The sequence below is a fragment of the Saccharibacillus endophyticus genome (assembly GCF_013185185.1).
GTDB classification, from domain to species: domain Bacteria; phylum Bacillota; class Bacilli; order Paenibacillales; family Paenibacillaceae; genus Saccharibacillus; species Saccharibacillus endophyticus.
Window position 1 is genome coordinate 50,935 of sequence record NZ_JAAZWE010000002.1, and the last position, 23,012, is coordinate 73,946.

Consider the following 23,012-nt stretch of genomic DNA (forward strand, 5'->3'; position numbering starts at 1 on the left):
TTATTCCCCCTCTTTTCCGGTCAAAAAGTAAATGGTGTCGAGTCGGAAATTCTGCGCCGCTTCGGCTACCTGCCGCGTCGTCATGTTCTCGACTTGCTCGATCAGCTCGGAAACCGCACGTTCCCGTCCCGACAGACGTCCTCCGAAGTCATGATGAATCATCTGGAAAGCGGAATCGCGAATTTCGCGCAGATCATTACCCAGCATCGCTTGAGTCTGACTCAGTTCCGTTTCCGTAATTTCACCGGCTTTCATCGTGTCGAGCTGCACGCGGATGATGTCCAGCGCGCGGTCGTAGTTGCCGATTTCGATACCGGATTGAATCGTGCCGAACGCCTTGTGCGGCTCGTATTGCGACGACGCATAGTAGGCCAGGCTCGCTTTTTCGCGCACGTTTTGGAATAACTTGGAGTGCGGATATCCGCCCAGCACACCGTTATATACCAATGCTGCCGCATAACGGTCGTCCGCATAATCGATCGACGTCTTGAACCCGACGTTCAATTTGCCTTGCGAGACGTCCATCACTTCTTTGACGATATGCGGGTTGCCTACCCCTTCGTTTTTCTCGCTTCTGGCGTAGGTATGCGGGGAATGTCCCGGTCCGGCTACGTCGAAATGCTTATGCACGATGCTCCGTACTTCGTCCAATGTCGTATCGCCTACCACGTAGAGATCCAGCGAAGCTTCCGACAACCATTTGCGATAAGATTCATGCAGGGCTGCCGCGTCGAGATGTTCCAACGCTTCGCGTTTGCCCAGAGCGTTCAAGCGATAGGATTCGCCCGCGAACATTTCCTCGACGCAGCGAACGCCTGCATAACGGGCTTTGTTGTTGATGATCGCGTCGAGCTTTTTGCGTACGTTATCGCGTTCGGCATCGACGAATTTAGGCTTGAATACGCCGTTTTCCAAAGCAGGTCGGGTAAGCGTCTCGCCGAGGAATGCCAGCGAGCTCTCCAAAAGCGGCTCGTTCGTGCTTACGAAAGCGTCGTTGATCGTATCCATGCGGAACTGCACGATCTGACTGCCGTCCCTTTTGTATACGTCAAAGCCGAATCCGGCTCCGTACAGCTCTTCCAAACGCTCGCGGAACAAGATCGTCTCCGGATAAGAGGCGTTGCCCCGGCGCAGCACGAACGGTGTCAGCGCAATCGGCGTTACGGTTTCTTCCTGAAGAGGGGCTCCGGCATATAAGGAAACGGCGAACGTTTTGAAGCGCTTGGTCGGCAATACGTGGATGCGAATTCGACCTTCTGCTGCCCGTTCAAATCCTGGGGTACCCATCGTTATCACTCCTTAGACTTTTGGCGAATTCTGCTCAAACATTTGATGCCCATTGACTCTTTAACCATTCTTGACTATTTTATACTACCGCGAAGAGCGGAATCAACTTATGAGGCGCATGCAGCAACGAACATTGATTAAAAAGGCTCTTTGAACGGACAAAAAAAGACTTCGACGCTGCATAAGAAAGCCTTTTTCCTTTTGCAGGCGTCGAAATCTTTTATTTTGAAAGGTTAAACCCTGATTGGTTTGTGTCAGACGCTTACGAATTTGCCGCTGCGCGACTCGCCTGAAGCTGTTCGATCGAGATCAGCACCTCACGCGGCTTGCTGCCCTCGTACGGGCCGACGATGCCGCGGGCTTCCATCGAGTCGACCAGGCGCGCCGCGCGCGTGTAGCCGACTCTCATGCGCCGCTGAAGCAGCGAGACGGAAGCCTGCTTGGCTTCAACGACAATCTGCACCGCCTGATCATACAATTCGTCCAATGCTTCTTCCGGTTCGGCAGCAGTGTCGTCGATTTCCGGAACCAGATCCGTATCGTATTCGGCTTCCGCTTGTCCGCTGCAATAGGCCACGATCTCTTCCACTTCGTTATCGCTTAAGAAAGCGCCTTGCACCCGGACAGGCTTCGACGCCCCCATCGGCATGAACAGCATATCGCCGCGACCGAGCAGTTTCTCCGCACCGCCCATATCGAGGATCGTGCGCGAGTCGACCTGGGACGATACGCCGAAAGCGATCCGGGACGGAATGTTCGCCTTGATCACCCCCGTGATGACGTCGACCGACGGGCGCTGAGTCGCGATGATCAAGTGAATCCCTGCCGCCCGGGCCATTTGAGCAAGACGGGCGATCGCGTCTTCCACATCGCCGGCTGCGACCATCATCAAGTCCGCCAACTCGTCGACGATGACCACGATATACGGAAGAACGGCGGATGGATTGTCTTTCATCAGCGTGTTGTAGCCTTCGATGTTGCGCGTTGATGACTTGGAGAACAGTTCGTACCGTTTTTCCATCTCGACCACGATCTTTTTCAAAGCCAACGATGCCCGTTTCGGATCGGTAACGACCGGCGCAAGCAAATGCGGAATGCCGTTGTAGATATTCAACTCGACCATTTTGGGATCGACCATCAGGAACTTCACTTCGTCCGGTTTCGCTTTATACAGAATGCTGGCGATAATGCCGTTGATGCAGACCGACTTACCCGAACCGGTTGCCCCGGCCACCAGCAAATGGGGCATCCGGGCAAGGTTGCCGACAATGGTCTGACCGGAAATGTCTCGGCCGAACGCTACGGTAAGTTTCGAAGGCGCATCGGCAAACACGGAGGTGTCCATGACTTCGCGCATGGTGACCATCGAAACTTCGTTGTTCGGCACTTCGATTCCGATCGCCGACTTGCCCGGAATCGGAGCTTCCATCCGAATGTCTTTGGCCGCGAGCGCCAGCGCGATATCGTCGGTCAGACCGACGACTCGGCTGACTTTCACGCCGACGTCGGGCTGGATCTCGTAGCGGGTAACGGCCGGACCGCGCACTACTTCCAGAACGCGCGCCCGGACGCCGAAGCTTTCGAGCGTCGTTTCCAGCTTATGCGCCGTCTGCATATAATCCGCTTGATTAGCTGATGCGTTCTCGTCTTCTTTCGGCAAGGCAAGCAATTTCAGCGGCGGCAGTTTATACGGCTTGGGCGGCGGCTTGATCGGGGCTTCCGCAAGCTCGCCGGCTGTCGCCGGAATCGAAGGGTCACCTTCGGGAAGCGCGGCTTTTGCGCCCGCTGAAGAAACTGTCTCCATAGGATTGGCAACGCCATCGGCAGCCATTGGATTTGAATCCGCAATCGGCAGCGCTACGGCTTCCACAAAATCATCAGCGTCATCGTCTACCGTTAATGTCGAACCCTGATCAGACTCGGCAGTGCGAGATTTCTCGGATCGGATATGTTCGAAGAAATCACGAATGATCGGGCCTTGTCGATCTCGATCGGACAGAGCATCGCTTGGAGCAGCAGCATCAGGCGGAATTTCACCCGGTTCAACCGCCCCTTTTAAAGCTTCATTCGTTTGTACCTCTTTCAGTTCGCTAGGTAGCCGGTAAACGCCCGTAATTTTAAAACCTTCGCGCTGCGGCAAGTCTTCCTGGTCTTCCGACTCTGCCGCAAGCTTTTTCTTTCGACCTCTCAAAACTCCGGTAAGGTTGCGGTTCGCTTCTTCCGGTTCCTCTTCCTCGGATTTCGGAAGGGCAGCGAGGCGTGTCTCTTCAGATTTCGCTTTTTCTTTGGCCCGAATTTCAGCTTTCTTTTCCGCTTCAATCTTGCGCTGTTCGGCGGCTTGCCGTTCTTCTTTCAGACGCTCTCCGGCGGAACGCGCGGCTTCACCTGCTTTACGACGTATCATATTCATTAAGTCGACGTAGGACATCTGTGTGATCAGCATAATACCGATAATCAGCAAAACTCCTGAAGCCAATTTTGCCCCAGTCATCCCGACCATCAGATACAAAAGAGACAGAAGCAGTGCTCCGAAGTACCCTCCGCCAATCGGCCTTAAAAAGGGAGTGATCTGGTTCATTTCCGCGTTCGGTGCAATTAAAGAGCGGTGTAGATCTCCTTGTGCAGCGGACAAAATCCCGCCCGCGCTCATCTGTCCTTCCAGTTCGATATGACTTTGCGCTTCACCGATCGAAAGCATGAGCACGCCTGCCAGGGAAACCAACAGCACACCCGACTTGCGTGCACTCCACCCATAAGGCAATCCTCGTCGAATCATGAGATATAATCCTGTATAAATACCGAGCACAGGAATCACCGCATAAGCTTTTCCCAATACTAATCCAAAACCTGCGGACAGCAGTTGACCGATAAAGGCTTGTCCCGACAATCCGATCACCGATAAGGTAATCAGCACAATACCGTAAATTTCGTATTTAAGGGCGCTAGCAAGCGAACCCGTTTTCTTTTTTTTGCTTTTTGTTGATGATGTGCGGCTGCCGCTAGAACGGGCTTTACTGCTGCCAGTCCTTGTCCCCGTACTTTTTTTCTGAGCCACTTCGATCCCCCCTGGCTTTGACACACTCTTCCCATAATAGCACATAAGTTCGCCAAAAGGCAGAGAAAAACCTTCTTCCGTAATCGACTCCCATCACCTATTGAATCTAATGTATGTTGCGACGACTCGTTGCTTTCGATTCAAACTTGTACCTCTTATCCAGTCGATCCTATGTAAGATTTTTCGCGTATGAAATAAAACGGCGACGTTGCAAAATATTTCGCAACGTCGCCTAAGTCAAGCTTTGAAATTTTAATTAAACTTCCATAATGATCGGCAGAATCATTGGACGACGACGCGTTTGGTCGAACAGGAAACGTCCCAACGAATCTTTCACGCCCGACTTGAGCGAAGCCCATTCGTTGACGTTTTCGCTCATCAGACGCTGCAGCGTGCTGGTCACGACGCGATTCGCTTCATCCAGCAGTCCTTCCGATTCACGTACATAAACGAAACCGCGCGAGATGATGTCCGGACCGGAAACGATGCGTCCATCCTGCTTGCTGAGTGTAACCACAACAACCAGAATACCGTCTTGCGACAACAGTTTGCGGTCGCGCAGTACGATATTGCCGACATCGCCGACACCCAGTCCGTCGATCAACACGTTGCCGGAAGGTACTTTACCCGCTTTGCGTGCTTCACCGTTCTGGATTTCCACGACATCACCGATATCGACCAGGAAGATGTTATCCGGTTCGACGCCGACGGATTCACCCAGTTGTGCGTGCTTGCGCAGCATGCGGTATTCACCGTGGATCGGGATAAAGAATTTCGGACGCATTAGGTTCAGCATCAGTTTCAGTTCTTCTTGCGAACCGTGACCGGATACGTGAACGCCTTTGTTCGATCCGCTATAGATGACTTCCGCACCCAAACGGAACAGGGCATCGATTGTGCGGCCCACATATTTTTCGTTACCCGGTACCGGCGTTGCCGCGATGATTACGGTATCGCCTGGCAAAATGTCCACTTTACGGTGCGTGGAACGCGCCATGCGACTGAGTGCCGACATGGGTTCGCCTTGGCTGCCCGTGCAAAGAATCGCCACGCGGTCTGCGCCGATACGGTTGATTTCTTCCGGTTCGATGATCATGCCTTCCGGAATCTCCAGATAGCCGAGTTCCGAAGCGATCGCTACGACATTGACCATGCTGCGGCCGATGACGACGATTTTGCGATCTGTCGCAATTGCGGCATTTACAACCTGCTGAATCCGGTGCACGTTGGAAGCGAATGTCGCCACGACAACGCGTTGGCGAGCTTTACGGAAGATATCTTCCAGTACGACGCCTACACTGCGCTCCGAAGGCGTGAATCCAGGCTTCTCGGCATTCGTGCTGTCCGACAGCAGGGCGAGTACGCCTTTTTGGCCGATTTCCGCCATACGTTGCAGATCAGCGAACTGATCATTAACCGGCGTATGGTCGAACTTAAAGTCGCCTGTATGAACCACGTTACCTTCCGGCGTTTCGATGCATACACCGACGGAGTCCGGAATACTATGGTTGGTTTTGAAGAACGTAGCGGTCAGCGAGCTGCCCAGCTTCAGTTCCGAATCCGCATTGATCAGAATTCGTTTGGTTTCGCCAAGCAGGTTTGCTTCGCGGAGTTTATTTTCGATCAGGCCAAGCGTGAGTTTTGTGGCATACAAAGGCACGTTCAAATGTTTCATTACGTAAGGCAGACCGCCGATATGGTCTTCGTGTCCGTGCGTAATAATAATCGCTTTTACTTTATCGCGATTTTCCGTCAGGTAGCTGATATCCGGAATAACAAGGTCAATGCCGAGCATATCCTCTTCCGGGAATTTCAAGCCTGCATCGATGACAACGATATCATCTTCATATTGCACGACATACATATTTTTACCAATTTCGCCGACGCCGCCAAGAGCGAAGATACTTAACTTCTCCGCATTATTATTTTTCTTTGCCAAGATAGGTAAACCTCCTAATAAAGTCATAGTCTATTTGTTTTATAAAAGTTGGACGTTTGCTATTTTTCCGGTTTTTGGCATAGCTCGAACAAGGACTTTCATCGTTGATGATTCGAGAGGGCTTTTTGTACGCAAAAGCCGCTCGATATCATCCGATCAAGCCGATGCACGAACCTCCGTCAAATATGGTTCGTGTTGTTTTTCTATAACCCGCACCCAGTCACTTGCGTCCATTATACATGAATGAAAACCCAAAATACAAGTCGAAAGCCCTGTCATTCCCTCTTGGGGGGCGGGAAGCGAGAAGACTGCGAGAGAAATTCGTTTCGGTCGCGTGTTGAAATCGAGAAAATTGATTGAAACTTGGATTGGTTTTTCTCGATTTTAAAGGCGATCGCTATCGCTCCTACACTGAATTTCTCTCTCCGTCTTCTCGCTTCTAGTTACTTTTGATACTATCGACACTTTAAGGCTTAAGGCTTTCTTCAAAAAGCATTCAATTCTACTGAATTTAGCTATCTACCATCCGCTCTAATCGGAGACGGATTTTTCTTAATAAAAAAAGCGCAGTTTCCGTGAGGAAACAGCGCTTTGCTTACACTACAAGCCTTTTAAGCTAAATCTTCAAGCAAAATCGGCCATGAAGTTTTGAATATAACTCTTTTCGTCCTCTGTCGCGTCGACGAGCGGCAAGCGGACTCCGCCGACTTGCAGGCCGCGCAGCGTTAAGGCGTACTTGATCGCGACCGGGTTGGGTACCGGGTGCGGACAAGCGAACAGTCCTTTGAATACGGGCAGCAGCGAGTGGTAGATGCGTGTTGCTTCGCCGGCGTTACCGCTGGCGTGCGCGGTGAGCATCTCGCTCATTTTTGCGCCGACTACGTGACTGGCCACGCTGACGATGCCGTAGGCGCCGACAGACAATGCAGGCAGAGAAGCGGCGTCGTCTCCGGAATAGATGCGGAAGCCTTCCGGTGCATTCGAAGCGATATAAGCCACCTGGTCCATCGAAGCGCATTCTTTGACCGCTACGACATTAGGCAGTTCCGCAAGGCGCAACGTCGTGGCTCCTTCCAGGTTCGAAGCTGTACGGCTCGGTACGTTGTACAACATGACCGGAAGCGAAGTGGCCTGTGCAATGGCGGAAAAGTGCGCGTATAACCCTTCTTGATTCGGACGGTTATAATACGGCACGACCAGCAGCAAAGCGTCCGCTCCGGCACGCTCCGCCGCTTGTGACAGCTCGATACTGTGATGCGTATCGTTGCTGCCCGTTCCGGCGATAATCTTACAGCGTCCCGCCGCATGGCGGACCGAGACTTCAAGAAGCTGGATCTTTTCTTCATCCGTCAACGTAGGCGATTCGCCCGTCGTGCCGAACACGACGATCGACTCCGTGCGCTGCTGTTCAATCAACATATCGATCAGCGCGGGAACTTGGTCCCACGCAACTTCCCCTTGCTTGTCGAAAGGAGTGACCATGGCAGTTATCAAACGTCCGAACTCCATTTTCCATTCGCCCCTTTTTCCTGCGTCAAGATCTCTCTATCTGCTTTTAAAAATCAACGGTGCAGTTCAAAACGGGTATGCAGCGCTTTGAGCGCCTTAACCATATCGTCTTTTTTCACTAACACCCAAATGGTCGTATTCGAATCTGCCGACTGCAAAATTTGTACGTTTTGCAGCGTCAGTGCTTCTACGATATGCGACATAATGCCCGGCACGCCGTTAATCCCTCCGCCGATCACGGACACTTTCGCGCAACCGCTCAGCGCACGCGGCTCATAACCGATTCCCCGCAGCGCGGTCAGCGCACGCTCCGCCTCCGAATCGAATACCGTATAGACGGCGCCGACCGGCGTCACGTTGATAAAGTCGACGCTGATTGCATTTTCGGCCATCGCTTTAAATACGTTCAAAGACAGCTGACCGCTAGGGTCCGGCTGTTCCACCGTAATTTGCGTTACGCCGTTCACGTACGCGATCCCGGTTACGAAGCGATCAATAACGCCCGCCGAAACATCGGCAAAGTTCTCCGGATGCGTGACGAGAGTGCCTTCCTCTTCCGAAAACGTCGAGCGAACCCGAACCGGAATCTGTGCTTGCATGGCAATTTCCACGGCGCGGGGATGAATGACTTTCGCTCCCTGGTAGGCCATATTGCAGATTTCGGTATAACTCACCACTTCAAGCGGCTTGGCATCTTCAACCAAGCGAGGATCAGCAGTCAGAATGCCGTTTACATCGGTATAGATATCGACGATCTCCGCATGAAGGGCAGCGCCGAGCGCCGTTGCCGACGTATCGCTGCCGCCCCGTCCCAGCGTCGTCAGATCGCCGTATTCGTTTTGTCCTTGGAAACCGGTTACGATGACCACGCTATGATCTTGCAATTCGCGCAAGATTCGCTCCGGACGCATCTCCAAAATCCGCGCGTTGCCAAAGTGGCTGTCTGTCATGAATCCGGCTTGTGCTCCCGTCAAGACGGTTGCATCAATGCCTTCCTGGTGCAAAATACCGCAAAGCGTAGCTGCAGAGATAATCTCTCCGCAGCCCATGAGCAGATCTTTTTCCTTGGCAGGCAGCGACTTTCCGCTTGTGGAAGCCGCCCATCCCAGCAAGGTATCGGTCGCATAAGGATCGCCGCTGCGTCCCATAGCGGATACGACGACCACCAGCTGATAGCCGGCAGCCAACTCGCGTTGAACATGACGGACGACGTGCGCTCTCGCTTCTTCCGAAGAGAGCGACGTTCCGCCGAATTTCTGAACCCGAATAGCCATGTTCTCTTCCTTTCGTTAGGCCTGCTGCGAGCGTGCCGCGATGATTTCCGCGATTTGCACCGCATTCCATGCCGCGCCTTTAAGCAAATTATCCGAGACGATCCACAAGTTCAGGCCGGTAGGCGAATCGAGATCGCGGCGCAAACGGCCGACAAACACGTCGTTTTTTCCTGCCGCATCGGTCGCCAGCGGATAAGCTTGATTAGCCGGATCGTCGACGACCGTGATGCCCGGCGCGTTTTCAAGCAGCGAACGCACTTCCTGCAAATCGTATTCCGAACCCAGCTCGACATAAACCGATTCCGAGTGTCCGTACACGACCGGGATGCGCACGCAAGTCGCCGTGACTTGAATCGACTCGTCGCCCATGATTTTTTTCGTTTCGTTGATCATTTTCATTTCTTCATAAGTAAAGCCGTTTTCCGTAAACTTATCGATCTGCGGAACCGCATTAAAAGCGATCTGATGCTTAACCGGAAGTGAAGCAACCGGCAGCACGTCAGGGTTTACAGGTTCTCCGTTCACAATGGCCTTGGTTTGACGGTTCAGCTCGGCAATCGCCTTCGCACCCGAACCGGACACCGCCTGATACGTCGAAACGATGATGCGTTTAAGGCCGTAGCGATCCTGGAGCGGCTTCAGCGCGGCAACCATCTGAATCGTCGAGCAGTTCGGGTTCGCGATGACGCCGTTATGCTCGAAGATTTTCTCCTCGTTTACTTCAGGGACGACGAGTGGTGCCGTCGGGTCCATCCGGAATGCGCTCGTATTGTCGATGCATACCGTACCGTGCTTGATCGCTTCCGGTACAAGGGCCTTGCTGACGTCACCGCCTGCACTGAACAGCGCGATTTGTACGCCTTCAAAGCTCTCCGGCTTCGCTTCTTCAACCGTCACTTCTTGCCCCTTGAACATAAGCTTGCTGCCTGCGCTTCTCGCGGACGACAACAGTTTCAGGGTCTTGATCGGGAAGTTGCGCTCTTCGAGCAATCTGAGGATTTGTTCGCCGACGGCGCCGGTCGCACCGACTACGGCTACGTTAAACGTTTCATTCGACATCTGGCTTGTCTCTCCTTTATATGGGGCAAAATCGCTAAACATCAAGGTTTGCATTGTGAATATCATAGTTTGTATCCAAATAAAATGCAAGACGTTCACGTTCGATGTCAGCGTTTCGAAAGCGAAAAAAGCCCGCGGCTTCTTTACTGGAAAGAGGCCGCGGCTTCCCGCAAAAAAGTTCTATTTGCCTGTATGACCGAAACCGCCGGTTCCTCGAACCGTCTCGGACAATTCTTCGACTTCAGTCAGCTGAGTCTCGGGAACTTGCTGGAATACCATCTGCGCAATCCGCTCGCCGCGAGCGATCGTGAACGGCTCCTGCCCCAGATTAATCAGCAGGACTTTGATCTCGCCGCGATAATCCGCATCGATCGTTCCCGGCGAATTCAGACAGGTAATGCCGTGCTTGAATGCCAGGCCGCTGCGCGGGCGAATTTGAGCTTCGAGTCCGCCCGGCATGGCAATCGCGATACCGGTAGGCACGAGCGCGCGCTGCATCGGCGCCAGTACCATCGGTTCCAGAACAGCGGCTTGCAGGTCGTAGCCCGCAGCAAGTTCCGTCATTTTACGCGGCAAAGCCAGATCTTCATGACCGGGAAATCGTTTAATTTGTACTAGATGGGACAAGTTCATCTCTCCTTAAAGCGTTAATCGCGCGATCGGAATTTCCGACCATCGCTACAGCGAACGGTTGGGCAAACAAATGATCGAGCGCAAGGCGAACGTCTTTTTCCGTAACGGCTTCGACCTTGGCGATCGTCTCATCGATACTCTCATGACGTCCGAGCATCAGTTCGTTTTTACCCAAACGGTTCATGCGGCTTCCGCTGCCTTCGAGTCCCATGATCAAGCTACCTTTGAGCTGCTGCTTGCCTTTGAAAATCTCGGATTCGCTCAGTCCGTTGCTCTGTACGTCCTGCAGAACTTCACGTGTTAATTGCAGGACATCCGCGGTTTGTTTCGGTGCGGTTCCCGCATAGATCGTGAAGTACCCGCTATCGATATGGGCGCTGTGGTACGAGTAAACGGAATACGCAAGACCCCGTTTTTCCCGAATCTCCTGGAACAGCTTCGAGCTCATGCCGCCGCCGATCGAGTTGTTAAGCAAAGCCATCGCGTATTGACGCGGATCGTCATAGCCGAATCCTTGAAAAGCCAGGCAAATATGATTTTGCTCGGTTTTCTTTTTCCGGTAGACAAGTCCGCCGTCGAAGGACGGAACCGTGATCGACTGCTCCTCGCCGCGACGCTGAAAAGATCCGAAATGCTGCTCGATCAGCTCCCGAATATTGTCTCCGAGATTACCTGCAATCGCTACGATTGTATTGTTTATCGTGTAGCGCTCATGCATGAACCCCATCAAATCATCCGAAGACATGGCTTCCAAATGTTCCTGCGTACCCAAGATCGGCATCGCCAGCGGATGACCTTCGTATGCGGCTTCCACGATCAAATCATGCACCAGATCGTCGGGGTCATCCAGATACATCGAGATTTCTTCGAAGATCACGTTCTTCTCCCGCGACAGTTCCTCCGGGTCGAACTTGGAATTAAAGAACATATCCGCCAATGTATCCATAGCGATCGGAAGATGCTCGTCCAATACTTTAGCGTAATAGCTCGTATATTCTTTTGACGTAAAGGCGTTGACGTTGCCTCCGATCGCATCGAACTGCTCCGCGATTTCTCTTGCATTGTAACGGTTCGTGCCCTTGAATAACATGTGCTCGATAAAGTGCGAGATGCCGTTATCGGCTTCCGTCTCGTTTCGAGATCCGTTTTTGACCCAGATACCGAACGACACCGAGCGCGAACCCGGGATATGCTCGGCTACCACTCGCAGCCCGTTGCTCAACGTATATTTTTCCAAAGCGTTATTCCCTCCCGTACACTCGACCAATAGGTATCGGCTCAAATAAACGTGCAAACTCTATCCTAGCAAATTTTCGCGTTGTACTCAACACAGTTTGGACATCGGTATTTCCGTCAGTCGAAGTCATGTCCGCAAGGCGAAGTATGCATAAAAAAAGAGCCAGAACATCATTCTGTCTCTTTTTTCGTTCATTTATGAAAGATGGTCGATTTAGGATTTAGCAGGAGCATTGTTGCTCAGCAGAATCTTATGCGACAGGTTAACGCGTCCTTGCGCATCGATCTCCGTAACTTTAACTTGAAGCTTGTCGCCAACGGCTACAACATCTTCGACTTTAGCTACGCGTTCCGCAGCAAGCTGCGAAATATGCACGAGGCCGTCTTTGCCCGGGATCAGTTCGACGAATGCGCCGAATTTTTCGATCCGACGAACGGTACCTTCATACACTTCGCCGACCACGACTTCGCGCACGATGTTTTGAATGATCTCGGAAGCTTTGTTGATCATGTCTTCGTCGTTGGAAGCGATGAACACGCGGCCGTCCTGCTCGATATCGATCTTGACGCCGGTCTCTTCGATGATTTTGTTGATAATCTTGCCGCCCGCCCCGATCACGTCGCGGATCTTGTCCGGCTTGATGTTGATGATCGTGATCTTCGGCGCGTATTTCGACATTTTTTCTCTAGGCGTCTGAATGGCTTGAAGCATTTGCTCCAGGATATGCATACGGCCTTCGCGGGCTTGCGTCAAAGCTTCGGCCAGGATCTCGCGGCTGATGCCGTCGATCTTGATGTCCATTTGGATCGCGGTCACGCCTGCTTTCGTACCCGCAACCTTGAAGTCCATATCGCCGAGGTGATCTTCCATGCCTTGGATATCGGACAGGATCGAGACGTGGTCGCCGTCCTTGATCAGACCCATGGCCACGCCGGCAACAGGAGCTTTAAGCGGTACTCCCGCGTCCATCATCGCCAGAGTACTGGCACAAATGCTGGCTTGCGACGTGGAACCGTTCGATTCCAACACTTCGGAAACGAGGCGGATCGTGTACGGGAATTCGGTTTCCGAAGGAATGACCTTCATCAACGCGCGCTCGCCGAGCGCTCCGTGTCCGATTTCGCGGCGACCCGGCGCTCTGAGCGGACGAGCTTCGCCGACGCTGAACGGAGGGAAGTTGTAATGGTGCATGAAGCGTTTGGTATCTTCCGGAGAAACGCCGTCGAGCGTTTGCGAATCGCCCAACACGCCCAGCGTACAGATGCTCAGCGCCTGCGTTTGTCCGCGCGTGAACAGGCCCGAACCGTGAACGCGCGGCAGCAGCGCCACGTCGGAGCTGATCGGACGAATTTCGGCCAAGCCGCGTCCGTCCGGACGAACTTTGTCATGCGTAATCAGGCGGCGAACTTCTTCTTTGACGATATCGTGCAGAATTTCTTTAACGTCGTCCAGTTTGTCCGGCGTTTCCAGATACAAATCGGAGAAATGAGTAATGGCTTCTTCGCTTACGGCGTCGATCGCATCTTGGCGCGCATGCTTTTCGGCAATGCGTACCGCTTCGACGAGACGCGATGCGGCAAACGCGCGTACCGCCTCGTTGACTTCCGCGTCCACCGCATGCAGCTTCACGGCCATCTTCGGCTTGCCTGCTTTTTCGACGAGCTGCTCGATGCTGGCGACGATTTCTTTAACCGCGTCGTGGCCGAACATGATCGCTTCCAGCATCACTTCTTCCGGAACTTCGTTGCCTTCCGCTTCAACCATCATGATCGCGTCTTTCGTGCCTGCGACAACGAGATACAGATCGCTTGCTTCTTGCTGGGATTGTGTCGGGTTCACGACAAATTGACCGTCTACGCGCCCGACGGCCACGCCGCCGATCGGTCCGTCAAACGGAACATCGGAGATGCTGAGCGCCGCGGAAGTCCCGATCATGGCCGCGATTTGCGGTTCGTTGTCGTGATCCACGCTCATGACGATATTTTGAATTTGCACGTCGTTACGGAAACCTTCCGGGAACAACGGGCGAATCGGACGGTCAGTCAAACGGCTTGCCAAAATCGCTTTTTCGCTTGGACGTCCTTCACGCTTGATAAATCCGCCTGGAATTTTACCTACCGCGTACATTCTTTCTTCATAGTTCACGGTCAACGGGAAAAAGTCGAGGTCTTTAGGCTGGTTGGAGGCAGTCACGGTACAGAGTACGACTGTTTCGCCGTAGTGAACCATTACCGCTGCGTTTGCTTGCTTGGCCAAACGGCCCGTTTTCAGCGTAAGGGTACGTCCCCCAAGCTGCATTTCTACTTGCTGTTCCATGAAACTCCTCCTCGGATCGTCTTCGCTCATTCATTAAGTATAAAAAACAACCTGGCTGCTGCCGTCGGCTCCAAAAAAGACCATACGGTTCACAACCAGGCTGCTTGTGCAAAACTTTTTAATTTTAGCGACGCAGGCCGAGTTTTTCGATCAGTGCGCTATAACGTCTAACATCATTGTTTTTCAGGTAAGCCAACAGTCTGCGACGTTGTCCGACCATTTTCAGAAGACCGCGACGCGAGTGGTGATCTTTCTTGTGCGTACGCAGGTGATCCGTCAGGTTAACGATGTTCTCCGTCAGGATAGCGACTTGAACTTCAGGAGATCCTGTATCGGATTCGTGAGTTCTGTGCTCTTCGATCAGTTGGTTCTTACGTTCTTGTGTCAATGCCATCCAATTCACCTCCTAATAATGTGGAAAATCTTATCCCCAAAAGCCTCGTATCGGCCGGTGAAAGCCAGAAACCAAGCCATGGTTAAGTTACTCACGTAAATGCAAGCAACGTAAATCAGTATAACAAACGTTTACTGAAAAGTAAACAGTAAAACGCTCGTTTACTGACAAAGTAAACATTTAGCCGTTGAGGATATTTCGCGCTTCATCGGCATCTTTGGCAATTTGCGCCACAAGCTCGTCAATTCCCGAAAACTTTCGTTCAGGACGGATATACTGCACCAGGTCAATCCAAACGTCTTCACCGTAAATACTACGATCAAAGTCGAACAGATGGGTCTCAAACGTAGGCTTGATGCTGCCGTCCGTGAACGTCGGCTTGACACCCACGTTCATGACGCCTCCGTAGACTTCCCCGTCAAGGCCGAAACGCACCGCGTACACGCCTTTCGCAGGGGTTACATAGTGTCCTGAAGGATCGACGTTGGCTGTAGGGAAGCCAATCGTACGACCGCGTTTATCTCCGCCTACAACAGTGCCGCGCACCCGATAAGGACGCCCCAGCAAACGATGGGCTTTCTTCGCATCACCGAGCTTCAGCGCAGCGCGAATCCCGGAACTACCGACTTTCTCTTCCTCCAGTAAAAACGGAGCAACAGTCTTGACGTCGATCTTCCCGCCACTAAGTGAATGGATGGCTTCCGCGGTACCTTCCCCCATAAACCCGAACCGGAAATCGAAACCCACGACTGCCGTTGCCACTTGGAGCGGAAGCAGCACTTTGGTCACGAAATCGGACGGGGGAACTTTTGAAAATTCCGGCGTAAATTCGCCTACATACATATAATCCACGCCAAGCTCTTCCAGAATGCTTTCCTTGTCGCGCAGAGGCGTCAGGTAGCCTTCATAATCGCCCTTGCCCATCACTTCTTTCGGATGGGGGTGGAACGTCAGTACCGCGACCGGCAATTGTAGGCTGCGTCCCAATTCCAGTGCACGTTGAATGACGCTCACATGCCCTAGATGAAGACCGTCGAATTGTCCGATTGCCAGGATCTGCCGCTGAACGGGGATGGTTTCTCCGACCCCGATTAAAGGATAAGTTAGCGTTATCGTCTTCACTTTTCGATCACCTGCATTTTCCGTCGCTTGGTCGTTCGGTCATTGTTATTCTTTGCCCAGTGCCGGGCACTTAAGGCAGGAAAACTTTAACCGGAACGACTTTGCCGACTTCTTCGTCCCATCTGTAAATCCCGATAAAGCGGTCATCCGGCGTGTAGAGTCTGAACTCTTTTTGCAACCCTTCCGCAGAAGGCAGTACAGCCCAAGACGACAGCTTTTGTCCGCGCAGCGCGTTCTCCAGCCTACGTTCGTCCACCTTATGCTCAGGCATATGAACAGCGGCCTTGTCTGCCCGAACAAGCGTATCTGCAAGCGTGCCCTCTTCCACACGCTGCGCAATCTCTTCAAAGGTCAAACAACCATCAAGACCGATGCCTGCGGACAAGGTGCGTTCCAGCTTCGCCATTGTCGACGGAACACCCAGTTTGGCTCCCAAATCGACGCAAAGCGTCCGAATATAAGTTCCTTTTGAACATAATACGCGCAAAGAAACCTCCGGCTGATCGCCTTCTTCAAACCCTGTGACTTCGAGTTCGTGGATCACCACTTCACGCGCTTTGCGCTCCACGGTCTTGCCTTCCCGAGCCAGCTCGTAAAGTCGCTTGCCGTCCACTTTGATTGCCGAATACATAGGCGGAGTCTGCATGATCGGACCGATAAAGTCGGCCAAAGCCTCTCTCACCTGCGCTTCGGTAATTCCCGTTTCGGGCATTTCCTCAATGATAGTCCCTGTCAGGTCTTCCGTGTCCGTCGCGATTCCGAATTTCAGTACCGCACGGTATTCCTTCGGCATTTCCTGCAAATATTCGACCATCCGGGTAGCGCGCCCCAAGCAAAGCGGCAGCACCCCCGTCACGGACGGATCAAGCGTGCCCGTATGGCCGATTCGTTTCATTTGAAGCAACCGCCGACATTTCGCCACGACATCGTGAGACGTCATGCCTGCGGGCTTGTGTACCGGCAGTACGCCGTCAAAATCATTCATAGCGATTGTTTGATCCTCTCGATCACGAGTGCGGTCACTTGCTCAAGCGTGCCTTCCAGTCGGCAACCGGCTGCGCGCACATGCCCGCCTCCGCCGAATTCGGCAGCAATTGCCGCCACATCCACTTTGCCTGCGGAGCGCATACTGGCTTTGACTGCATTCTCGTTAATAACTTTAAACAGCACGCCGACTTCGACGCCCTGAATATTGCGCGGATAATTCACGATGCCTTCCAGATCCTCGTTGGATGCGCCTGCTTGAACCATGTGTTCCGGCGTCACATGCACCCATGCGACCTTGCCGTTTTCCGACATTTGCAGCGTAGCCAGAGACAAGGTCAACACATCGAATTGCGGCTTGGTCAACTGTTCCAGCAGCGAATCGGCGAGATCCGGACCGTTGACGCCAAGCTCCAGCAAATGCGAAGCGATTTGCATCACTTTCGGCGACGTGCTGGAGTATCGAAAACCTCCAGTATCGGTCAATATCCCGGTATACAGCATTTCGGCAACATTTCGATCCCAGCCCAAGTCGAACAGCTTAACCAGATCGTACAAGATTTCAGCTGTCGCTGCCGCATCCGCTTTGATCAAAGTCTGCGTGCCGTATTCGTCGTTGGTCGGATGATGGTCGATATTGAGCATATTCGCTCCTTCTTCCATCCACTCCGATACCAGACCCACCCGCTTAAAGTCCGCGCAATCGACACAAATGACATTGCCGTAAGTGCGTGTGCGTTCCGTCAGGCTCATGTCCAGAATCTGATCGGATCCTTCCATGTAGGTCATCCGTTGCGGAATCGGCCCTTCATTAATCATCGTGAAGGTTTTCCCCAAACGCGAGAGAAGCCAGCCCACCGCAAGGGTGGAACTGACTGCATCTCCGTCGGGCTGTACGTGCGCCACGACCAGGAAGTCATCGTGCTGTTCGATAAATTGCCGCGCACCGATCAAATCCTGCTCATACGTCCGCATCGCCGTCTCCTTTATTCTCTTGTTTGGCTTTCTCCGGCTCATCTTCCGACTTGATCTGTCCCAGCAGGCTTTCGATCTTGCTGCCGTAGGCGATCGATTCGTCGAGATGGAAGAACAGTGCCGGCGTATGCCGCAAGCGAATTCGTTTGCCGATTTCGGTACGAAGGAAACCCGTCGCTTTTTTGATGCCTGCCAGCGACTGCTGCTTCTGATCTTCGTCACCGAAAATGCTCAGATACACGTTCGCTTCGGACAGGTCGCCCGTCACCTCGACATCGGTGACGGTAACGAATCCGATACGCGGATCTTTCAATTCGCTTTGAATCATCTGGCTGAGTTCTTTTTTGATTTCTTCCCCAACCCGGCCTACTCTAATTTTTGCCATGTTTTTTCACCCCGCTTTTAGCGCTCGACAGCTTCCATCACGAAGGCTTCAATAATGTCGCCTTCTTGAATGTCGTTATAATCAAGCGTAATTCCGCATTCGTAGCCTTGGGATACTTCTTTGGCGTCGTCTTTATAACGCTTCAGCGAGTCGATCTTGCCTTCGTAGACGACGATGCCGCCACGGATCAAGCGAGCTTCCGCATTACGCGCAATCTTGCCTTGAATAACCATGGAGCCCGCGATTACGCCGACCTTGGTAACTTTGAACGTGCTGCGAACTTCGGCTTGACCGATGACCGTTTCTTTGAAGATCGGATCGAGCATGCCTTTCATCGCTTGTTCGATTTCCTCGATCACGCTGTAAATTACGCGATGCAGACGGATATCGACTTTTTCTTGCTCGGCAGTCAACGCGGCCTGGTTGTCCGGACGAACGTTGAAACCGATCACGATCGCATTCGAAGCCGCTGCCAGAATGATATCCGACTCGTTGATCGCGCCGGCGCCGCTGTGAATGATCTTGACGCGAACGCCTTCGACTTCGATCTTCGCGAGCGAGCCTTTGAGGGCTTCGACCGAACCTTGAACGTCGCCTTTGATGATAACGTTAAGGTCTTTGATTTCGCCGTCTTTGATATGCTTGAACAGATCATCAAGGGTAACGCGAGTGTTCGCCCCCATATCCGATTCGCGTTGCGTAATCGAACGCTTATCGGCGATGCTGCGAGCTTTACGCTCATCTTCAAACACCATGAACGGATCGCCGGCTTGCGGAACTTCCGTCAGACCGGTAATTTCGACCGGAGTCGACGGACCCGCTTCCTTCAATCGACGGCCTTTGTCGTTAACCATCGCACGCACGCGTCCGAAACAGTTACCCGCTACGAAAGCATCGCCCACTTTGAGCGTACCGTGCTGAACGAGGATACGGGCAACAGGGCCGCGACCTTTATCCAACTCGGCTTCGATGACCGTGCCCCGGGCGCGCTTGTCCGGATTTGCACGGTAGTCATTCACTTCGGCTACCAGCAGAATCATTTCAAGCAGGCCTTCAAGACCCATTCTTTGCTTCGCGGATACGTTAACGAAGATCGTATCGCCGCCCCACTCTTCCGGTACAAGACCGTACTCGGTGAGTTCTTGTTTAACGCGGTCCGGATCCGCACCCGGCTTGTCGATTTTGTTTACCGCTACGATGATCGGCAGATTTGCCGCTTTTGCATGGTTAACAGCTTCAACGGTTTGCGGCATAACGCCGTCATCGGCTGCAACCACGATAATCGTAATATCCGTTACCTGTGCACCGCGGGCACGCATTGCCGTGAAGGCTTCGTGACCCGGAGTATCCAGGAAACTGATTTTTTTGTTGTTGATTTCGACTTGATAAGCACCGATATGCTGCGTGATGCCGCCGGCTTCGCCGCCTGTTACATTCGTGGAACGAATCGCATCAAGCAATGTTGTTTTACCATGGTCGACGTGACCCATGATGGTAACGACCGGAGGACGTTCTTTCAAATCAGCTTCTTCGTCGGTTTCTTCCAATGTTTCGAAGCGATCGTCTTCAACCGGAATCTTGATTTCGACTTCAACGCCGAAATCGCCTGCAAGCAGTTGGATCGTTTCCAGATCCAGCTCTTGGTTGATTGTCGCCATAACGCCGAGCATAATGAGTTTCTTGATGACTTCCGAAGCATCCTTATGCAGAAGCTTCGCCGTTTCGGCAACAGTCATCGTACCGCGTACGATAATTTTCTTTGGCGTATTGTCGATCTTCTCTCTTGGTGGTTGGTTGTTGCGGTTGTTCCCGCCGCGTCCGCCTTTACCGCCGCGTCCGCCTTGACCGCCGCGGAATCCGCCTCTGCTATCGTCGGAACGACGTTGGCCGCCCGGACGTCCGCCCTGTCCGCCTGTGCGATTGCCGCCTTGGCCACCTTGTCCGCCTGTACGGTTACCGCCCTGTCCGCCTTGACCGCCGCTACGGTTACCGCCGTAACTGCTGTTCGAGGAAGAAGGACCGCGGCTTTGCGAAGAAGAAGCTCCGCCGCCACTGCGGTTTTGCGAACCCGTGCTTGTGCTGCCCGGACGCGCACCTTGACCGCCTTGGCCGCCGCTGCTCGGACGTGCGCCTTGACCGCTGGATTGAGGACGGCTTGCGCCGCCGCTTTGCGGACGACTTTGACCGCCGCCTACGGAAGAAGAACTGCGGTTGCCCTGAGGACGGTTACCGCCTTGACTTTGCGACTGACTGCTATTTGGGGTTTGGGGTTTATTATTCATACCTACCTGCTTTTCTTGTGAATTTTTTATTTGAATATCACCGTTCGATTGCGGTTTGCTGCTTGGAGATGCCGGCTTGGAGGCATTCGACTTGATTTTCCGAAAAAATTGTTCCACTTTGCCGATTGCCTCAGGTTCCATCACGCTCATGTGATTATTCACCGGCATTTCGAGTTTCTTCAAAATGGTAATGATTTCTTTACTGCTCATGTCGAGCGATTTGGCGTATTCATAGACCCGAACTTTGCTTTCTGGTTTACTCAATATACTCCACCTCCGACGTTGTCCCCAGTTTCCTGCGGATCATGTCGGCAAATCCCTGTTCGGTCAACGCGAGCACAAGGCGTTCTGGCTTGCCGATACTGGCGCCTAGCCGCTCTCGGTCAAAACCGACGAGCAGGGGAATGCCGTATGAAGCGCATTTGTCGCGAAACTTTTTCTGGGTATTGGACGAGGCGTCGCCGGCCAAGACGACCAACTTGGCTTCGCGCGACCGGATGGCTTTGATCACCATTTCGTCTCCGGTAACCATCTTTCCGGCGCGCATGGCCAGCCCCAGTCCCGAAAGCTCATTATTCATCGTCTGTCTCTCTCTCCTGTAATTCACGGAATTGGTGTTCGACCCGAATAAAATCCCGGGCAAGTTGTTCGTAGATTTCGGCCGGCACCGGCTGCTTGAGCGCGCGATCCAGCGACTTATTCTTCTGGGCAAGCCTGAAGCAGTCCGCATCTGCGCGCAGATAAGCGCCTCTGCCGGATTTTTTGCCTGTAAGATCGATCTCAATTTGGCCTTCCGGCGTACGGACGACCCGGATCAATTCCTTTTTAGGCAGCATTTCCTGGCTGGCTACGCATTTGCGCAGCGGCACCTTTTTGGTTTTCATGGTTGGAACCCCCGCTTTCGCCTATAACGTTAAAGAGTCTAGTCGATAGACACGGAGTCTTGCGGCATTTCGCCGTCGTACGTGCGCTCTCTGCCGAATTCTTCTTCAGCCTGCGTTTCGCTCTTGATGTCGATCTTCCAACCGGTCAGCTTCGCCGCAAGGCGTGCATTTTGGCCTTTGATCCCGATCGCAAGCGACAACTGATAGTCCGGTACGATGACGCGGGCCATTTTTTCGGCTTCGAATACTTCGACCTCGATCACTTTGGAAGGACTCAGCGCATTGGCCACATACTCTTCCACGCTCTCGGAATAGTTCACGATGTCGATTTTCTCCCCGCGTAGTTCATTGACGATTGTTTGTACGCGCACGCCTTTCGGACCTACGCAAGAACCGACCGGATCGACTTCCGCATTACGGGAATAAACAGCGATTTTCGAACGGAAACCGGCTTCGCGCGCAACCGATTTGATTTCGACGACTCCGTCGAAAATCTCGGGCACTTCAAGTTCGAACAGGCGCTTCAACAGTCCGGGATGTGTCCGGGACAAGATGATTTGCGGCCCCTTCGTGGTATTTTCCACCTTTGTGATATAACCTTTGATCCGCTCGTTATGCGCGAATTTTTCGCCGGGCATAAGCTCGGTAAGCGGCAGAGCCGCTTCGATCTTGCCCAGATCGACATACAGGTTACGGGCATCCATGCGCTGCACGGTTCCCGTTACGATGTCTTCCGTTTTGTCAACGAACGCATTGTAGATCAGGCCGCGTTCTGCTTCACGGATGCGCTGCGTTACGACTTGTTTTGCCGTTTGCGCCGCGATACGCCCGAAATCGCGAGGCGTTACTTCCAACTCGGCGATATCGTCAATTTGCAGATGCGGATTGATTTCCCGCGCATTTTCGAGCGAAATTTCGGTTCTGTCATCCAGAACTTCCTCGGCTACCAACTTGCGCGCGTAAACTTTAATTACCCCGGTATTGCGATTCATATCCACGCGTACGTTTTGAGCCGTGTTGAAATTGCGCTTGTAACTGGAGATCAGCGCTGCTTCGATCGCTTCGAAAAGAATTTCTTTGCTAATCCCCCGATCACGCTCCAGCTCGTTTAATGCTTCAATGAAATCCGTACTCATTTGCCCAACGCTCCCCCTTTCAGGACTATCTATATTAGAAAATAATGGCCAGTCTGGCGCTGGCGACCTTGTCGTAAGGCACAGCTGCCTGTTTCTTCCCGAACGCGATTACAAGTTCTCCGTTTTCAAACGAAAGCAGTTTGCCTTCGAATTCCTTCGACCCGTTAATCGGTTCGTAAGTCGTAACGAAAACATCTTTTCCGACTGCCTTCAGCACGTCTTCCGCCTTCTTCAGCGGACGTTCGGCTCCCGGCGACGACACTTCCAGGAAGTACGCCTCTTCAATCGGATCGTTTTCGTCCAGTTTCTGGCTCATGTACTCACTGATCTGCCCGCAGTCATCAATATCGATGCCGCCTTCCTTGTCCACGTAAACACGCAAGAAATAGCTGCCGCCTTCCTTCACGTACTCTACATCGACCAGTTCAAATCCCTGTTCAGTCAGGTACGGTTCGATCATCTCTTCTACGGTTGTTTTAATCTTCGGTGTGCTCAAGCATTCACCCTCCAAGCGTTGTCAAGTTCCGTCCGCAAGGGCGGC

At 52.8% G+C, this 23,012-nt stretch carries 19 protein-coding genes; all 19 read right to left on the reverse strand.

Features of this window, described 5'->3' with window-relative positions; translation table 11 throughout:
- Window positions 1–1,287 (reverse strand): EF-P 5-aminopentanol modification-associated protein YfmF, encoded by a 1,287-nt coding sequence (gene yfmF / locus HRQ63_RS06100; RefSeq protein WP_172240770.1) that lies wholly within the window; start codon window positions 1,285–1,287, stop codon window positions 1–3.
- 262 nt (window positions 1,288–1,549) lie between these two features.
- On the reverse strand, window positions 1,550–4,213 hold the full coding sequence (locus tag HRQ63_RS06105; RefSeq protein WP_308809933.1) for an FtsK/SpoIIIE family DNA translocase: 2,664 nt from the start codon (window positions 4,211–4,213) through the stop codon (window positions 1,550–1,552).
- 385 nt (window positions 4,214–4,598) lie between these two features.
- A complete protein-coding gene (locus HRQ63_RS06110) occupies window positions 4,599–6,281 on the reverse strand; it encodes a ribonuclease J (protein WP_037282241.1) in 1,683 nt (560 codons plus the stop codon).
- 624 nt (window positions 6,282–6,905) lie between these two features.
- Entirely contained in the window at window positions 6,906–7,790 is an 885-nt protein-coding gene (gene dapA, locus HRQ63_RS06115; RefSeq protein ID WP_172240776.1) for a 4-hydroxy-tetrahydrodipicolinate synthase, read from the reverse strand.
- 53 nt (window positions 7,791–7,843) lie between these two features.
- A complete protein-coding gene (dapG, locus tag HRQ63_RS06120; RefSeq protein WP_172240779.1) occupies window positions 7,844–9,064 on the reverse strand; it encodes an aspartate kinase in 1,221 nt (406 codons plus the stop codon).
- A gap of 15 nt (window positions 9,065–9,079) precedes the next feature.
- Window positions 9,080–10,123 (reverse strand): aspartate-semialdehyde dehydrogenase, encoded by a 1,044-nt coding sequence (locus tag HRQ63_RS06125; protein WP_172240781.1) that lies wholly within the window; start codon window positions 10,121–10,123, stop codon window positions 9,080–9,082.
- A gap of 180 nt (window positions 10,124–10,303) precedes the next feature.
- Window positions 10,304–10,750 (reverse strand): dUTP diphosphatase, encoded by a 447-nt coding sequence (gene dut, locus HRQ63_RS06130; RefSeq protein WP_172240784.1) that lies wholly within the window; start codon window positions 10,748–10,750, stop codon window positions 10,304–10,306.
- The gene (locus tag HRQ63_RS06135) at window positions 10,728–11,993 is read right to left on the reverse strand and encodes a M16 family metallopeptidase (protein WP_172240787.1); all 1,266 of its coding nucleotides are present in this window, start codon (window positions 11,991–11,993) and stop codon (window positions 10,728–10,730) included. Before HRQ63_RS06135 ends, dut begins: the two co-directional genes overlap by 23 nt.
- Window positions 11,994–12,206: 213 nt before the next feature.
- A complete protein-coding gene (locus tag HRQ63_RS06140; RefSeq protein WP_172240790.1) occupies window positions 12,207–14,309 on the reverse strand; it encodes a polyribonucleotide nucleotidyltransferase in 2,103 nt (700 codons plus the stop codon).
- A 124-nt stretch (window positions 14,310–14,433) separates the two neighbouring features.
- A complete protein-coding gene (rpsO, locus tag HRQ63_RS06145) occupies window positions 14,434–14,703 on the reverse strand; it encodes a 30S ribosomal protein S15 (RefSeq protein WP_037282261.1) in 270 nt (89 codons plus the stop codon).
- A gap of 180 nt (window positions 14,704–14,883) precedes the next feature.
- On the reverse strand, window positions 14,884–15,825 hold the full coding sequence (locus HRQ63_RS06150) for a bifunctional riboflavin kinase/FAD synthetase (RefSeq protein WP_172240793.1): 942 nt from the start codon (window positions 15,823–15,825) through the stop codon (window positions 14,884–14,886).
- 70 nt (window positions 15,826–15,895) lie between these two features.
- Window positions 15,896–16,810, reverse strand: a complete 915-nt coding sequence (gene truB / locus HRQ63_RS06155) for a tRNA pseudouridine(55) synthase TruB (RefSeq protein ID WP_172240796.1) — start codon at window positions 16,808–16,810, stop codon at window positions 15,896–15,898.
- Window positions 16,807–17,784, reverse strand: coding sequence for a DHH family phosphoesterase (locus HRQ63_RS06160; RefSeq protein WP_172240799.1), 978 nt, complete (start codon window positions 17,782–17,784; stop codon window positions 16,807–16,809). Before HRQ63_RS06160 ends, truB begins: the two co-directional genes overlap by 4 nt.
- On the reverse strand, window positions 17,771–18,169 hold the full coding sequence (gene rbfA, locus HRQ63_RS06165; RefSeq protein WP_172240802.1) for a 30S ribosome-binding factor RbfA: 399 nt from the start codon (window positions 18,167–18,169) through the stop codon (window positions 17,771–17,773). The genes HRQ63_RS06160 and rbfA overlap by 14 nt, the downstream gene beginning before the upstream one ends.
- Window positions 18,170–18,186: 17 nt before the next feature.
- Window positions 18,187–20,715, reverse strand: a complete 2,529-nt coding sequence (gene infB / locus HRQ63_RS06170; protein WP_172240805.1) for a translation initiation factor IF-2 — start codon at window positions 20,713–20,715, stop codon at window positions 18,187–18,189.
- Window positions 20,708–21,031, reverse strand: a complete 324-nt coding sequence (locus HRQ63_RS06175) for a L7Ae/L30e/S12e/Gadd45 family ribosomal protein (protein ID WP_037282273.1) — start codon at window positions 21,029–21,031, stop codon at window positions 20,708–20,710. The genes infB and HRQ63_RS06175 overlap by 8 nt, the downstream gene beginning before the upstream one ends.
- Window positions 21,024–21,335, reverse strand: a complete 312-nt coding sequence (gene rnpM / locus HRQ63_RS06180; protein WP_037282275.1) for an RNase P modulator RnpM — start codon at window positions 21,333–21,335, stop codon at window positions 21,024–21,026. Before rnpM ends, HRQ63_RS06175 begins: the two co-directional genes overlap by 8 nt.
- Window positions 21,336–21,373: 38 nt before the next feature.
- Window positions 21,374–22,471 carry a transcription termination factor NusA gene (nusA, locus tag HRQ63_RS06185; RefSeq protein ID WP_037282278.1) on the reverse strand — a complete coding sequence of 366 codons (1,098 nt, stop codon included), beginning with the start codon at window positions 22,469–22,471 and terminating at the stop codon, window positions 21,374–21,376.
- Between the two features lie 34 nt (window positions 22,472–22,505).
- Window positions 22,506–22,967 (reverse strand): ribosome maturation factor RimP, encoded by a 462-nt coding sequence (gene rimP, locus HRQ63_RS06190; protein ID WP_172240808.1) that lies wholly within the window; start codon window positions 22,965–22,967, stop codon window positions 22,506–22,508.
- Between the last annotated feature and the right edge of the window lie 45 nt (window positions 22,968–23,012).